General features: G+C 64.1%; 13 protein-coding genes. 1 reads left to right on the top strand and 12 read right to left on the bottom strand.

Annotation, left to right across the window (positions count from 1 at the left end):
- Positions 1-25: 25 nt before the first annotated feature.
- The 7 genes from NOX35_RS00880 to NOX35_RS00850 all read right to left on the bottom strand — a co-directional run bounded on the left by NOX35_RS00880 (position 26) and on the right by NOX35_RS00850 (position 9413).
- Positions 26-1450, bottom strand: a complete 1425-nt coding sequence (locus NOX35_RS00880; protein ID WP_256495408.1) for a formimidoylglutamate deiminase — start codon at positions 1448-1450, stop codon at positions 26-28.
- A gap of 42 nt (positions 1451-1492) precedes the next feature.
- Positions 1493-2653 (bottom strand): histidinol-phosphate transaminase, encoded by a 1161-nt coding sequence (locus NOX35_RS00875; protein WP_256495407.1) that lies wholly within the window; start codon positions 2651-2653, stop codon positions 1493-1495.
- Entirely contained in the window at positions 2650-4038 is a 1389-nt protein-coding gene (locus NOX35_RS00870) for an FAD-binding oxidoreductase (protein WP_256495406.1), read from the bottom strand. The genes NOX35_RS00875 and NOX35_RS00870 overlap by 4 nt, the downstream gene beginning before the upstream one ends.
- A 25-nt stretch (positions 4039-4063) precedes the next feature.
- Positions 4064-5326, bottom strand: a complete 1263-nt coding sequence (gene hutI, locus NOX35_RS00865) for an imidazolonepropionase (protein ID WP_256495405.1) — start codon at positions 5324-5326, stop codon at positions 4064-4066.
- A gap of 139 nt (positions 5327-5465) precedes the next feature.
- On the bottom strand, positions 5466-6035 hold the full coding sequence (locus NOX35_RS00860; protein WP_256495404.1) for a HutD family protein: 570 nt from the start codon (positions 6033-6035) through the stop codon (positions 5466-5468).
- A 152-nt stretch (positions 6036-6187) separates the two neighbouring features.
- On the bottom strand, positions 6188-7909 hold the full coding sequence (gene hutU, locus NOX35_RS00855; protein WP_182285263.1) for a urocanate hydratase: 1722 nt from the start codon (positions 7907-7909) through the stop codon (positions 6188-6190).
- 31 nt (positions 7910-7940) lie between these two features.
- Entirely contained in the window at positions 7941-9413 is a 1473-nt protein-coding gene (locus NOX35_RS00850; RefSeq protein WP_182285262.1) for a cytosine permease, read from the bottom strand.
- A 145-nt stretch (positions 9414-9558) separates the two neighbouring features.
- On the opposite strand from NOX35_RS00850, the gene hutC (NOX35_RS00845) reads away from it, so the two are divergent.
- Positions 9559-10275, top strand: a complete 717-nt coding sequence (gene hutC / locus NOX35_RS00845; RefSeq protein ID WP_256495402.1) for a histidine utilization repressor — start codon at positions 9559-9561, stop codon at positions 10273-10275.
- Between the two features lie 140 nt (positions 10276-10415).
- Here hutC (NOX35_RS00845) and hutH read toward each other — a convergent pair whose 3' ends face one another.
- The 5 genes from hutH to NOX35_RS00820 form a co-directional block, all read right to left on the bottom strand.
- Positions 10416-11975 (bottom strand): histidine ammonia-lyase, encoded by a 1560-nt coding sequence (gene hutH / locus NOX35_RS00840; protein WP_182285260.1) that lies wholly within the window; start codon positions 11973-11975, stop codon positions 10416-10418.
- Between the two features lie 67 nt (positions 11976-12042).
- Positions 12043-12810, bottom strand: coding sequence for a histidine utilization repressor (hutC, locus tag NOX35_RS00835; RefSeq protein WP_003059699.1), 768 nt, complete (start codon positions 12808-12810; stop codon positions 12043-12045).
- Between the two features lie 10 nt (positions 12811-12820).
- A complete protein-coding gene (locus NOX35_RS00830) occupies positions 12821-13600 on the bottom strand; it encodes an ABC transporter ATP-binding protein (protein ID WP_182285259.1) in 780 nt (259 codons plus the stop codon).
- A complete protein-coding gene (locus NOX35_RS00825) occupies positions 13600-14463 on the bottom strand; it encodes an ABC transporter permease (RefSeq protein WP_198424707.1) in 864 nt (287 codons plus the stop codon). The genes NOX35_RS00830 and NOX35_RS00825 overlap by 1 nt, the downstream gene beginning before the upstream one ends.
- Positions 14464-14480: 17 nt before the next feature.
- The gene (locus tag NOX35_RS00820) at positions 14481-15449 is read right to left on the bottom strand and encodes an ABC transporter substrate-binding protein (protein ID WP_182285257.1); all 969 of its coding nucleotides are present in this window, start codon (positions 15447-15449) and stop codon (positions 14481-14483) included.
- Between the last annotated feature and the right edge of the window lie 111 nt (positions 15450-15560).

Genomic DNA, 15560 nt, shown 5'->3' with positions numbered 1-15560 from the left:
GTCAAAAATCTGGATGCAGCCGCCCTCAGGCGTTCTGCAGCAATGCCTTGCGGGTCTGCACAAAGCCTTGCTGAGCGACTTCGTGCAGCGCATGGCGGCCTGCCTGCACACGCTGCTGGCCGCGAACCCAGACTTCGGCAATGGCCGAAGTGCGATGGCTGGCAAACACATGGGCCGCATGGCCGCTGTCCGCAGGCAGCCCGTTGAGGGCCACATGGCGGGCATCGAGCACCACGAAATCCGCCTGCTGGCCCACGGCCAGACCGGCAATGGCACGGCCCGAGGCCTGGGCACCGCCGGCCACCGCCTGCAGGGTCATGGAGGTCGCCACCTGGGGCTGAGCGCCGCCGCCAAGCACATTGCGCTGGCGCAGGTTCAGGCGCTGGCTGTATTCGAGCATCAGCAGCTCTTCGGCCGCATTGACCGTAGCGTGGCTGTCCGAGCCAATGCCCCAGCGACCGCCATGCCTGAGCCACAGCGGCATGTCGAAAATGCCGTCGCCGAGGTTGGCTTCGGTGGTGGGACAGATGCCGGCCACGGCAGCGCTGCGAGCCGCGCCTGCATATTCCTCGGGCGTCATATGCGTGGCATGAACCAGGCACCAGCGCGCATCGACGGGAGCATGGTCGAGCAGCCATTGCACGGGGCGCTGACCACTCCAGGCCAGGCAGTCATCCACCTCCTGGGTCTGCTCTGCAATATGGATGTGCACCGGTGCCTTGGGCAGCATGGCGTGCAGGCCAGCGAGCGCAGTCTTGAGGCTGTCCGGGGGCACGGCCCGCAGCGAGTGCGGAGCAAGGCCCAGGGCTGCCTGCTGCGCCCTGGTCACGGGCTCCAGCTGCTGCAGCAGGCCGAGCATATTGTCAGTGCTGCGAATGAAGCGGGCCTGATCCTCGCGAGGCGGCAGGCCCCCGAAGCCGCTGGTCTGATAGAGCACGGGCAGCAAGGTCATGCCTATGCCCGTCTTCTGCGCCGCACGCAGCAGCGCCAGAGACAGGCTGGCATCGTTGGCATAGGGCTTGCCGCCCACATCATGGTGCACATAGTGGAACTCGCACACCGAGGTGTAGCCGGCCTCCAGCATTTCCAGGTACAGCCAGGTCGCGATCGCCTCCAGGGCCTCGGGCGTCATGCGATTGGCAAAGCCGTACATCAGCTTGCGCCAGCTCCAGAAGCTGTCCTGCGCCTGGCCGCGGAACTCGGTCAGCCCGCCGAATGCGCGCTGGAAGGCATGCGAGTGCAGATTTGGCATGCCGGGGATCAGCGGGCCGGCTGCACGGATGGCGGTATCGACCTCGCCGGCCTCGCCGCTTTGCGGATCCACATCGGTGAGCACCTCGGCCAGACGCCCGCTCTCATCCCAGCTCAGCAGGACGTTGCGCGCCCATCCCGTGGGCAGTAAGGCGTCTTCGGCAAACAAGGTACGCGAAATGGATGAGGATGCAGTCATGATGATGGTCTCTGTGAAGCGAAAAAGATCAAACCGCGCAGCTCATGCAGTCACGCGCTCAGTCTGCTCCATCGCAGCGAGCAAAGCCAGAACAAAACGCGCGTTGTCGCCTTCGGTGCCTATGGACACGCGCATGAAATGCTCGAAACCGGACTCCTTCCAGGGCTTGACGATCACGCCCTGCCTGAGCAGCGCCTCGGTCACCGGGGCATTGGGACGGCCCAGGTCGAGAAACAGGAAGTTGGCTACCGAGGGCGCAATGCGCAGGCCTTGCAGCGGCTGGCCCGGTCCTGCCAGCGCCAGCAGCTGTCTGCGCAGATCTTCGCGCAGCGCCACCGTGGCGGCCACGCCGCTGCGCATGTGCGCAGGGTCGTTCCAGGCCGCCAGCGCCGCGCGCTGGGCCGCCATGTTCACGTTGAAGGGCGAGCGCACCTTGTCCATCAGGCCCACCAGCTCGGCGCTGTCGGCCATGCCGTAGCCCACGCGCAGACCGGCCAGGCCCCAGGCCTTGGAGAAGGTGCGCAGCACGATCCAGGGTCCGACCCGCGCGTCCAGCATGGCCAGCACATCGGGGTAGTCATCGTCATGCAGCGCGTATTCGTAATAAGCCTCATCCACCACCAGCACGGTGTTGGCGGGCGTGGCCTCCAGCACCTGCGCAAACTGCGCCGCATCCATCATGCAGCCCACGGGGTTGGACGGGTTGGGCAGGAAGGCGATCTTGGGGGCCTTGGCCACGGCAGTGCACCAGGCGCCCAGATCGAAGCCCAGTTCCCCGTTCAGCTCGAGGAGCTCGACTTCCGCGCCCATCATCTTCGGATAGATTTCGTGCAGGCCGAACACGGGACGCTGGGTCACCACCAGATCGCCGGGGGCGAGGAAGACCTCGCAGAGAATCTTGATCAGGTCTTCCGAGCCGTCGCCGAACACCAGACGCCCGGCGGGCAGCCCTGTGCGCTCGGCAATGGCTTCGCGCAAGGCCGTGCAGTTGGCATCGGGATAGTTACCCACATCGTCGGCCACCTCGGCAATCGCGCGGCGCACCGAGGCACTGGCACCGAAGGGATTTTCATTGCTGGCCAGTCGCGCGATATCGGTCACGCCATAGCGCGCCCGTACCGCTTCATTGGACAGGCCGGCGTTGTATGCGGGCAGCGGGCGCACCTGGGCACGGGCCAGCGAGGCCACCAGAGAATTCGTCATAGATCGAACACCTTTCCGGGATTCATCAGGCCCAGGGGATCGAGGGCCAGCTTGATGGCCCGCATCGCCGCCAGCTCTGCGGGCGTGCGGCTGTTGCTGAGAAAAGGCTTTTTGTGCAGGCCGATGCCGTGCTCCGCGGAGACGCTGCCCTGCATCTCGCCCACGATGCGGTAGAGAAGCGCCTCCACCTGCTCGCATTCGCCGTTGACGGTCTTGCCATCCACCGAGACATGGAGATTGCCGTCGCCCACATGGCCGAAGTACAGCGCCTGGTGACCTGGCCAGCGAGCGGCAAAGGCCTGCATGCAGGCTTCGGCAAAACGGCCGATGTCGGCCTGGGGCAGGCTCACGTCGAAGTTGATGGCGGGATGCATATTGTTGTTGAGCTCGGCCGGTGCCTCGCGCAGCTTCCACAGCTGCTGCACCTGGGCACCCGACTGGGCCACGATGGCATCGAGCACCTCGCCGGCTTCCATGGCTTCCTCGAGCACCTGCTGCACATCGCCTTGCAGCTGCGCCTCGTCCTTGCCGTCCACATTGATCAGGGCCAGCAAGGGGTAGCGCTGTTCAAAAGGCGCAGCGAGCTTGAGCCAGGCCATGGAGGCCTGCACAAAGCTGTCCCACATCAGCTCATAGGCAGCGACGCTGTTGCCGAAGCGCGATTGCATGCGCTTGAGCACGGCCAGCGCCGAGTCGAAATCGGGCATGGCCACCAGCGTCGTGGCCGTGGCCTGGGGCGCGGGACGCAGGCGCAGCAGCACGCGCGTGATGATGCCCAGCGTGCCTTCGGCACCGATGAAGAACTGCTTGAGGTCATAGCCCGTGTTGTTCTTGATCATGGGGCGCAGCATGGGCAGCACCGTGCCGTCGGCCAGCACCACCTCCAGGCCCAGCACCTGCTCGCGCATCATGCCGTGCTGCAGCACGCCGTTGCCGCCCGCGTTGGTGGAGACATTGCCGCCGATCTGGCAGCTGCCGCGAGCGCCGAGATCCACGCCGAACACCATGCCGACATCGACGGCAGCCTCCTGCACGGCCTGCAGGGTGACGCCGGCCTGCACCTGCATCAGCCCGGTCTGGGCATCGATGTCCTCGATGCGGTTCATGCGATCCAGCGACAGGGCCACTGCCCCCTCCATGGGGACTGCGGCACCGGCCAGCCCGGTCAGTCCACCCTGGGGGACCACCGCAATCCTGTGGGCGCTGCACAGGCGCATGACGGCGCTGACTTCCTCCGTGGTGCGCGGGCGCACCAGCGCCAGCGGCTGCCGGGGCGGCGTGCCGCTCCAATCGGTGCGACAACGCTCGGGCGTGTCCGTGCCGCGCAGCGCTACATCGGCGCCCAGGGTGGAAATCAGTTCATTGAGAAATTGTTCGTGAGACATCAGCAACCTTTCGCGCTCCCCGCATTCAGGCTTTGGCTTGCTGTGCAATCAGGCCCTGGCGCACCACCGTGCAGTCAGGCTTGCTGCCGAACCAGTAGGCCAGCTCTGCAGCCCGCTGCACGGGCCAGAGCACGAAATTGGCGGGGCGCCCCACGGCAATCAGGCCTTGCTCGTCCTGCAGGCCCAGAGCCTGCGCCGCGTGCCGGGTAATGCCGGCCAGAGCCTCGGGAACCGTCAGACGGAACAGCGTGCAAGCCATATTGGCCATGAGCAGCAAGCTCAAGCACGGGGAGGTACCCGGATTGTGATCGGTAGAAACGGCCATCGGGACCTTGGCGGCCCTTAATTCCTCAATCGGGGGCACTTTGGTGTCGCGCAGCGTGTAGAAGGCCCCGGGCAGCAGCACGGCCACGGTGCCTGCCTTCTTCATCTCGGCGATGCCCTGCTCGGACAGGTGCTCGATGTGGTCGCAGGACAGCGCGCCATAGCGGGCCGCGAGGGCTGCACCCTCCATATTCGACAGCTGCTCGGCATGCAGCTTGACGGGCAGGCCCAATGCCTTGGCCGCCTGGAAGACCTGCTCGGTCTCGGCCAGCGAGAAGGCGATGCGTTCGCAGAACACGTCGACGGCATCGATCAGGCCTTCGGCGGCCAGCGCCGGCAGCATGACCTGACAGACCAGATCCGTGTATTCCTGGCTGCGGCCCGCATACTCGGGCGGCAGCGCATGGGCTCCTAAAAACGTGGTTCGCACGGTCACGGCACACAGCTCGCCCAGACGCCTTGCGGCACGCAGCTGCTTGCGCTCGTGTTCCAGGGCCAGTCCGTAGCCCGACTTGATCTCTATGGCCGTCACGCCTTCGGCCAGCAGCTGTTCAAGACGCGGCAGCGCCAGCGCCACCAGTTCGTCCTCCGACGCTTCGCGCGTGGCCCTGACGCTGGAGACGATGCCGCCGCCGGCCCTGGCCACTTCCTCGTAGCTGGCACCGGCCAGGCGCATGGCAAACTCGTTGGCGCGCTCGCCGCCATAGACCAGATGGGTGTGGCAGTCGATCAGGCCCGGCGTGGCAAGGCGCCCTGCGCCATCGTGCCTGGGCAGCGCCTGGTATTGGGCAGGCATGGCATCCAGCGGTCCCACCCAGACCATGCGGCCCTGCTGCACCACGATGCAGGCCAGCGTACCTTCGGGAATATCCGCCACCTCGGAGACATACAGCTGCGGCGCCAGACGCAGGTTTTGCCAGCAGCCGTCGGCGGAGACTGCGGGATGGTGATTAGCTTGCGCCATGGCGATGCTCCTCGTGTTCGATGATGTCAGTCCAGGCCATGAAACTCCTGATTTCATAGCTTCCAGCGCTTGCCTCCCTTAACTTTTCAGATCAATCTTCACTGAAATGTCCGGTACAAAGGCGCAAGCCGCTCCTGTTTCAGGTGTGCGCTGTCAGGCTGACCAGGATCAGCCTGGCATCCTCGCCCTGCGCCACCAGCAGCTCCTTGGACCGGACGCTGCTCCACCAGAGCCCCTGACCGGCTTGCAGTATCCGCCCGTCGGCGCATTTCCAGCTACCTTGCAACACCATGCAAAGCCCCGCAGCGCTCAGCCCCGCCTCGGCCTGGCCGCCGAGCAGCTCCAGCCGGGCCGACCATTGTCCGCGCCGGGTCATGACATTGAAGTCGCTGGACGGGCCGCCCAGCAGATCGCAATCCAGCGCCATATCGCCCGAAAAGGCGAACGGCTGCCAGCGCTCGGTCAATGCATGCTCGAGCCCGGCCTGGGCGCTGTGCAGCCGCACCCCGTCGCCATCGAGCAGCATGATCTGCCGGTCTATGCCCGCAAACGCCGAAAACGGGCCGGCCTGGGCAATCCTGGCCACGCTCACGCGCCAGCCAAAGCTGTCCATGCCCGCGCCCTGCGGCCAGCAGGCAATCTCGCGCGTGCTGCCGCCCCCGTTCTTCCACGGGCTGGGCGCAATCTGGTTCAGGTCAAAGCGTTGCATCGAAGACTGTTGTGAGTGAAGCCGAAGCTCTAAAAACAAGCATGCCCCAGGTGCGGGACGCCCAGCAAGGGCCGCCCCGCAGCAAAGGGCGTCGTCCCCCTGGGGGGGAAGCGGCGGGGCCGCCTAGGCGCAGCCGCTCAGGGGGGACGACGTTACTTCACCATCGGCAGATTCAAGCCATGGCGCTTGGACGCTTGCACGGCAATCTCGTAGCCTGCATCGGCATGGCGCATCACGCCGGTGGCGGGGTCGTTCCAGAGCACGCGGTTCAGGCGGGCCGCAGCCTCGTCCGTGCCATCGGCCACGATGACCACGCCAGCGTGTTGCGAGTAACCCATGCCCACGCCACCGCCGTGGTGCAGGCTGACCCAGGTGGCGCCACCCGCAGTGTTGAGCAGTGCGTTGAGCAGCGGCCAGTCGGAGACGGCGTCGGTGCCGTCCTTCATGGCTTCGGTCTCGCGGTTGGGGCTGGCCACCGAGCCGCAGTCCAGGTGGTCGCGGCCGATCACGATGGGCGCCTTGAGTTCGCCGTTCTTGACCATTTCATTGAAGGCCAGGGCCGCCTTGTGGCGCTCGCCCAGACCCAGCCAGCAGATGCGCGATGGCAAGCCCTGGAAGGCGATGCGCTCCTTGGCCATGTCCAGCCAGCGGTGGGTGTGCTTGTTTTCGGGGAACAGCTCCTTGATCTTGGCGTCGGTCTTGTAGATGTCCTCGGGGTCGCCGGACAGCGCCACCCAGCGGAACGGGCCCTTGCCTTCGCAGAACAGGGGGCGGATGTAGGCGGGCACAAAGCCGGGGAAGTCGAAGGCGTTCTTCACGCCTTCGTCCAGGGCCACCTGGCGGATGTTGTTGCCGTAGTCCACCGTGGGAATGCCCATGGCCTGGAAGTCCAGCATGGCCTGCACATGCTGGGCGCAGCCCTGGGCGGCGGCCTTCTTGAGCCTGGGATGTTGACCGGGATCGGCCGCAGCGGCGTTCCATTGCTCCACGGTCCAGCCCACGGGCAGATAGCCGTTGATCAGATCATGGGCGGAGGTCTGGTCGGTCACGATATCGGGACGGATGCCGCCGGCCTTGGCGCGCCTGACCAGCTCGGGCAGGACTTCGGCCGCATTGCCCAGCAGGGCGATGGAGACGGCCTCGCCCTTTTCGGTGTGATGCTTGATCAGGGCCAGTGCATCGTCGATGTCCTTGGCCTGCTTGTCCACATAGCGGGTGCGCAGGCGGAAGTCGATGCTGGACTGCTTGCATTCGATGGCCAGCACGCAGGCACCGGCCAGCACGCCGGCCAGCGGCTGGGCACCGCCCATGCCGCCCAGGCCGGCCGTGAGAATCCACTTGCCGGTCAGGTCGTTGTTGTAGTGCTGGCGACCGGCCTCGACAAAGGTCTCGAACGTGCCCTGCACGATGCCCTGGGCGCCGATGTAGATCCAGCTGCCGGCCGTCATCTGGCCGTACATGAACAGGCCCTTCTGATCGAGCTCGTTGAACTTCTCCCAGTTGGCCCACTTGGGCACCAGGTTGGAGTTGGCCAGCAGCACGCGCGGCGCATCGGGGTGGGTCTTGAACACGCCCACCGGCTTGCCCGACTGGATCAGCAGCGATTCGTCGGCCTCGAGCTTCTTGAGCTGGGCCAGGATCTCGTCATAGCACTCCCAGTTGCGGGCCGCGCGGCCGATGCCGCCGTAGACGACGAGCGCCTTGGGGTTCTCGGCCACATCCGGGTCCAGGTTGTTCTGGATCATGCGGTAGGCCGCTTCGGCGAGCCAGTTCTTGCAGTGCAGCTCGCTGCCGCGGGGAGCGCGGATTTCTCGGCTGGCGTCGTAGCGGGGGTCTTGCTTGGCCGCGCTGAGGATGGCGTCGTTGGCGTTCATGGTCGTATCCTTCAAGAATGGGTGGGAGGATTCAGCCGGCTTGCACGGCGTAAGTGGCACCAGCAAAGTTCCTGTCTGCGCCTGTGGTCGCGGCAGGAGCCGGGCTGGGGTAGATCATCTGGCCGGGCACGTTCATGCTTTTCCTGGCCAGCGGGTAGTAGACGAGCGAGGTGACGATCAGGCTCACGATCCACGAGATGTCGGCGCCGTTCATGGCCTTGGCCAGCGGGCCCACATACATGGCCTGGTTGATGAAGGGAATCTGCACCGCAACGCCCATCACATAGCAGGACAGGGCCGTCCAGTTGTAGGCGCCATAACGGCCCTGGCTGTCATAGAGCGCCGGGATGTCCACCTTTTCCTTGGAGACCAGGTAGTAGTCCACCAGATTGACGGCGCTCCAGGGAACGAACACGGTGAGCAGCAGCAGCACGAAATTCTTGAAGGTGGCCAGGAAGTTGGAGCTGGCCAGCAGGGCCACCAGCACCGTCACCAGCACAAAGCCCAGGATGTAGAGCAGGCGCGATGTCGCGGTGAACTGCGTTTTCCGGTTGAAGGCGCTGACCGTTGTCAGCACGGTCATGAAGCCGCCATAGGCGTTGAGGCAGTTCACGGTAAGCTTGCCGGTGACGATGACCAGATAGATCACCACGGCCAGCGGGCCAGCCAGCTGGCCCATGAAGCCGACCTGGTTCTTGATGAAGTTGGCGCCCAGGGCTGCGACCAGCACACCGAAGCTCATGGCCAGCTGCGAGCTGATGACACTGCCGCCGAACGTGGTCCAGAAGGTGGCGGCGGTCGAGGTCCTGGTGGGCAGATAGCGCGAATAGTCGGCCACATAGGGGGCAAACGTCATCTGCCAGCCTGCCGACAGAGCCATGGCGGTGAGAAAGCTGGCCCAGGTGAAAGGCTTCTGGCCGAACGCCGAGACCACATCGAACTGATGGCACAGCTGCCAGGCCAGATAGCCAAAGCCCAGAATGCCGACCACGGTGGAGATGCGCCCCACCACATGGATGAGCCGGTAGCCCACCACCGCGACCAGGGCCGTGAGCGCGCCGAAGATGATGATGCCGGCCGCGGGGCTGTGAAAGCCGAACATCAGATTGATGGCCTGGCCCGAGAGCACGGTGCCCGTGGCGGCGAAGCCCACATACATCAGGATCACCAGCACCAATGGCAGGGCTGCGCCCTTGACGCCGAACTGCACGCGGCTGGAGATCATCTGGGGCAGACCCAGGCGCGGCCCCTGGGCCGAGTGCAGCGCCATGACGATGCCGCCGAGAATATTGCCGATCAGGAGACCGAGGATGGCGGTCATAGCTTCGGCGCCGAACACCACGGCCAGGGCGCCGTCCACCACCGCCGTGATCTGCATGTTGGCACCGAACCAGAGGGTGAACTGGCTGGAGGGCGTGCCGTGGCGCTCGCTCTCCGGAACCATGTCTATGGTTCTGCTCTCGATGGCGCCAGAGGAACCCAGCGTTGCTGTATCAATACTCATGAAATTGCTCCGTCAATCCCTCTGGATGTCTCTTATATGTCCGAACAACTTTCAGTAATTTCCATAAAGTTGTCTATACGAATTTTGTGATTTACTCCTGCCAACGTCAATCATCTAGACAGCTTTTCTAATCCAAACAAACCCTATGTCGCGAACCGATACCACCGCCGCCGTACCTGCGTTCCAGCGCATCAAAGACCATGTGCTGCAGCAGATCCACAGTGGCGTATGGCAGGAAGGCCAGGCCATTCCCAGCGAGGCCGCGCTGGTCAAGCAGTTCAATGTGGCGCGCATGACCGTCAACCGTGCCTTGCGCGAGCTCAGCGACGAAAAGACACTGACGCGTGTCCAGGGCTCGGGCACTTTCGTGGCCCAGCAGAAGTACCAGGCCACCCTGGTCGAGCTGCGCAATATCGCCGACGAGATCGCGGCTCGCGGCCACCGCCATCGGGGGGAGCTGCAGCGGCTCGAGCGCTGCAAGGTCGACGCCGCCCTGCTGCGCCAGTTCGAGCTGAACGCCGCCCCCCATCTGTTTCACTCCGTGGTCGTGCACTTCGAAAACGATGTCCCCATCCAGGTCGAAGACCGCTATGTGAACCCGGCCGTGGCTCCCGACTATCTGAGCCAGGACTTTGCAAGCCAGACGCCGAATGCCTATCTGGTGCGCGTGGCTCCGCTGCAGGGCGTGAATTTCTCCATCGAAGCGAGCATGCCCACGCCAGAGGTGGCGGAGCTTTTGCGCATGGAGGTCACCGAACCCTGCCTGGTGCTGCGCCGCAGAACCCGCTCCCAGGGCCAGGTGGCCTCGGTTTCGGCCCTGTGGCACCCGGCATCGCGCTACCAATTCGCGGGAAGTTTTTGATCCCCCTGAGCGGCTGCGCCGCTTTCCCCCAAGGGGACGGCGCCCTCGCTGCGAGGCGGCGCGGCCGGCTGAGGCACTTGCTTGCCCCCCCTGGCCTGAGGCACCGGCGATTTTTGCGATGAGGGTTGTAGGCAGCAGTTTTAGCGCTCCGTGCTTGGCAGGATGTTCTGCAACACCTCGGGCCAGGCGGTTTCCAGCGCCCACAGACGCATGATTTCGATATCGGGGGCCAGGTAGCGGTCCTTGTCCAGATAAGGCACCTGGCTGCGGATCAGCGCGTACTGCTCCTCGATCAGCGGCGAGCTCTTGAGACGGCGGTCGAAGTCCATGCCCTGGACTGCGGCCATGGCCTCCACGCCCACGATCACCGCCGTGTTCCTGGCCATGTCGGCCAGGCGACGCGCGCCATAGGTGGCCATGGAGACATGGTCTTCCTGGTTGGCCGATGTGGGCAGGCTGGTCACGCTGCTCGGGTGCGCCAGGCACTGGTTTTCGGCCGCCAGGGCGGCCGCCGTGACCTGGGCGATCATGAAGCCCGAGTTGACGCCGCTGTCTTCGATCAGGAAGGCCGGCAGGCGCGACAGCCCGGTGTCCAGCAGCAAGGCCATGCGACGCTCGGAGATGGCGCCGATTTCGGCGATCGCCAGGGCCATGATGTCGGCGGCGAAAGCCACGGGTTCGGCGTGGAAGTTGCCGCCCGAAATCACGTCGCCGTTGTCGAACACCAGCGGATTGTCCGAGGCTGCATTGGCTTCTATGACCAGCACGCGCGCAGCATGGCTGAGGTTGTCCAGGCAGGCGCCCATGACCTGCGGCACGCAGCGGATGGAATAGGGATCCTGCACGCGCCCGCAATTGGGGTGCGAGGGGTCGATGGCGCTGCCGTCCAGCAGCGAGCGCACGGCGGCCGCCACGGCAATCTGTCCCTGCTGGCCTCTGGCCTCGTGAATGCGCGCATCGAAGGGCTTGATCGAGCCCTGTATGGCTTCCAGCGTCAGGCAGCCGGCCACCAGGCCTGCGGCCAGCACGCTTTCGGCCTGGAACAGACCCGCCAGCGCCAGCGAGGTGGAGACCTGGGTTCCATTCAGCAGCGCCAGCCCCTCCTTGGGACCCAGCACAAAGGGCTCCAGACCGATATGTTTCATGGCTTCACGGCCGCAGACGATCTTGCCGTCCACCTTGGCCTGCCCCTCGCCGATCAGCACGCAGGCCAGGTGCGACAGCGGCGCCAGATCGCCCGAAGCGCCCACCGACCCCTTGGAGGGAATCACGGGCAGGACATCGGCATTGGCCAGCGCCAGCAGCGCGTCCACCAGCGCCGTGCGGGCTCCCGAATGCCCGCGGGCCAGACTCACGGCCTTGGTGGCCAGCACCAGACGCACCACATGATCCGGCAGTGGCTCGCCCGTGCCCACGCTGTGCGAAAGCACCAGATTGCGCTGCAGCTCGGCCAGACGCTCATGGGCAATCTTGGTCGAAGCCAGCTTGCCGAAACCAGTGTTGATGCCGTAGACCACCTGGTCTTCATCGACGATGTGCTGCACATGCGCCTCGGCCTTGCGCATGGCGGCATAGGCGGCCTGCGCCATGCTGAGCTGCACGCCGCCGTCCTGAATGCGGCGCAGCTGAGCCAGCGTGAGTTCGCCGGGATGCAGTTCCAGTTCGGAGTTCGAGAGCTCTTGGGTGGTGGTAGTGTTCATGGCTATACCTGTCTATACAGTCAAGAGAAACAAAAACGTACTGAGGGATTCAAGAGCCTGGCCGGGATCAGCCGCCGTGCACTGAATCGGTTCGGAAACGGCTACCGAGTCGGTAGCGCATGCCTGGATGCACGCAATGCACCCAGGTGATAGGGACGCCGCGCAACCAGGTACGGCGCGTGAGCATCAGGCAAGGCTGGTCGATAGCCATCTGCAGCAGCCGGGCCTGTTCGGCCGTCGGCAAGATCGCATCGACCACATGTTCGATCTGGTCGTACTGCACATTGCGCACCAGATAGACCGAGGGCTGCACGGCAGAGAAATCCTGGTCCATGAAGTCAGGGACCAGGCGGGGGTTCACATAGCGGTCTTCGATCTGGACCGGCAGCTCGTTTTCGAAGTGCACGCCGTGCAGGTGAAAGACCGAGGCGCCGACCGCCAGGTCCAGCGCCGCGGCGACTTCGGGCGAGGCGGACTCGCGGCGCATATCGAGCAGCTCGAAGCGATGATCGTGACCGCGCTGGGTGATCTCTTCACCGATATTGGCAATGCGCAGCAGGGTCGATTGCGGCTTTTCCTCGGCCACGAAGGAGCCCACTCCCGCCACACGCACGATCACGCCCTGCTCGGCCAGTTCGCGCAGCGCGCGGTTCACCGTCATGCGCGCCACGCCGAACTCGTTGACCAGCTCCTGCTCGGAAGGCACACGCGCGCCGGCCGCCAGCGAGCCGTCGCCGATCTTGCGCAGCACATGGTCCTTGACCTGCTGGTACAACGCGAGCGGCATCTGGGCTGCAGGAGCCGTTTTGCGTTGGGCAGGGTCTCGGACATTCATGATGCAGGCCTCAGTGAGCAGCCGCAGCCAGTGACTCGGCGCGAATCTCTTCCGTCAACCGGGCCTTGAGCTCCATGAACTCTGGCGAGGTCTTGACGGTGTAGTGGCGCGGGTGCGGCAGATGGACCGGGATGTCTGCCTTGATGCGGCCCGGACGCGCGCTGAACACGGCCACGCGATTGGCCATGAAGATGGCTTCATCGATATCGTGGGTCACGAACATCACCGTCTTGCGCTCGGCCTCCCAGATGCCCAGCAGCAACTCCTGCATCAGAACCCGGGTCTGGTTGTCCAGCGCACCGAAGGGCTCGTCCATGAGCAGGATCTTGGGATCGTTGGCCAGCGCACGCGCGATCGCCGTGCGTTGCTGCATGCCTCCAGACAGCTGCTTGGGATAGTGATTCTCGAACCCGCGCAGACCCACCTTGGCAATGAAGTAGTCGCTGCGCTCTTTCTGGACGGCTTCGCTTGCGCCCTTCTCGCGCAGCCCGAAGCGAATGTTCTGGGCTACGGTCAGCCAGGGAAACAAGGTATAGCTTTGAAACACCATGCCGCGGTCGGCGCCGGGCTCCTGCACCAGTTTCCCGTCCAGCAGCACCTGCCCCGTCGTCGGAAAATCCAGACCCGCAACAATGCGCAGCATCGTCGATTTGCCGCAGCCGGAGGGCCCGAGAATGGTCACGAAATCGTTCTCCCGGACCTCGAAATCCACCGGCAGCAGCGCCTGGGTGCTGACACCTTTGTGGCTGGTGAAGGTACGCGAAACGCCTTGAATGGACAGCTGGTTCATCACAGGGAACTCCATTCGAACATGCGACGGTTGAAGGTTTTGAAGATGAAGTCCGACACCAGACCGATAAGCCCGATGATGATGATGCCGAAGATGATCTGTCCGGTATTGAGCAGCGCCTGGCTGTCGGTGATCATGTGTCCGATGCCGGAGGACGAGCCGATCAGCTCGGCGACGATCACATAGGTCCAGGCCCAGCCCAGAACCAGGCGCAGGGTTTCCGCGATGCCAGGAGCAGCGCCGGGAATCAGCACCCGCTTGACGATGCCGGTATTGCTGGCACCCAGGGTGTAGGCGGCCTCAACCAGATCCTTGCGTGCACCGCCCACGGTCACGGCCACCATGAGGGTGATCTGGAACACCGAGCCGATGAAGATGACCAGCAGCTTCTGTGCTTCGCCCACGCCGGCCCAGAGGATCAGCAGCGGAATGAAGGCCGATGCGGGCAGGTAGCGGCAGAATGAGACAAAGGGCTCGAAAAACGCCTCCACGGGCTTCCAGGCCCCCATGGCAATGCCCAGCGGAACGGCCACGACGCTGGCCAGTATGAAGCCCCCCATGACACGCCATACGGTCATGCCGATGTCATGGTGAAAGTCGAACTCCGTGAACAGCAGAATGCCTTCGCGCAGCATCGTCAGAGGGCTGGCAAGAAAGGTCGGCGACACCAGGCCGCCAAAGGTCACGGCGGACCAGATCAGCACAAAAAGCGCAAAAAAGCCCGTGCCGAGCAGCCACTTGGCCTTGGGGCTGACAGGTTCCAGAGGGGCCATATAGCGCCGACGAGCCGGCCGTCCGGAAGGCGATGCCACCTGAACCGATGCGGGCGACGCTGACTTGATAGAAGGTGATACCGCTTCCATGTGCAACCTCTTTGCGCTTACTTGATGAAGCTTGCGTCGTACATGACGCCGTAGTTCTCAGGAATGCTGCGAATCACGCCGGCCTCCTTGAGGATGGCGGCAGACTCCTTCATGAAAGGCAGCAGGTCGTTGGCAAAGAATTTCTGATTGGCTTCCTTGTCCGACCATTTCAGGAAGGCAGCCGACTTGCCGAACTGTTCACCGCTTTGCTTCACGGCCGCGCCCATGATTTCGTAGCTCTTTTCCTTGTCGGAATTGATCATGGCGATCGCATCGAAGTAGGACTGGGTCAGGGCCTTGGCCGCCGGCGCATTGGCCTTGAGCCACTTGGGATCGCAACCCACGGTGTCCATCACCATCGGGTAGTCGATGGTGGTGGCCAGAATCTTGCCCGCGCTGGGGTTGGCGCGGACCGTGGACAGGTAGGGCTCATAGGTCATGGCCGCATCGTTCTGCCCGGAGACAAAAGCCTGTGCCGCAGGCTGCGGCTCCAGCGATACGGTCTTGATGTCTTTCATGGTCATGCCGTTCTTGTTCAGCATCCAGGCCAGACCGAAGTAGGGAGCCGTACCCGGCGCGCTGACGGCGACGGTCTTACCTTTCAGATCGGCAAAGTTCTTGACGTCGTTGCGCACGGCAATACCGTCTGCGCCATAGGACTTGTCCATCTGGAAGATCTGCACGATGGGCACACCATTGGTGTTCCAGGCCACATGCGTCTCCACGGTGGTGGCGGCACATTGCACGGCACCCGAGGCCAGCGCCAGGTGACGGTCCTTCTGGGGAATCATCTTGATTTCGACATTGAGGCCGTTCTTCTTGAAGATCCCTGCCTTGTCCGCGAGCGTCAGTGGAGCGAAGCCGGTCCATCCCGACATGCCCAGGACGATCTTGGTCTCCTGAGCCGCTGCATGTTGTGCAGCAGACACTAGAACGGTTGCGGCTAATGCCAATTGCCAGATTGGAACGCGACGTGTCGATTTCATGGGACTCTCCTCGGTCGATGCCAGAGCAGTTCGGTTGTTGATGCGGACTTCAAGCCTTGCACGACAGTGCAGGCAGCGAAGTTTGCGGTTGCTGATTGAACATGTATATAC

The organism is Comamonas sp. C11 (assembly GCF_024496285.1).
GTDB lineage: Bacteria > Pseudomonadota > Gammaproteobacteria > Burkholderiales > Burkholderiaceae_C > Comamonas > Comamonas testosteroni_F.
The sequence above is the reverse complement of the archived record's forward strand: the minus strand, read 5'-3'. Positions and strand labels throughout refer to the sequence as shown.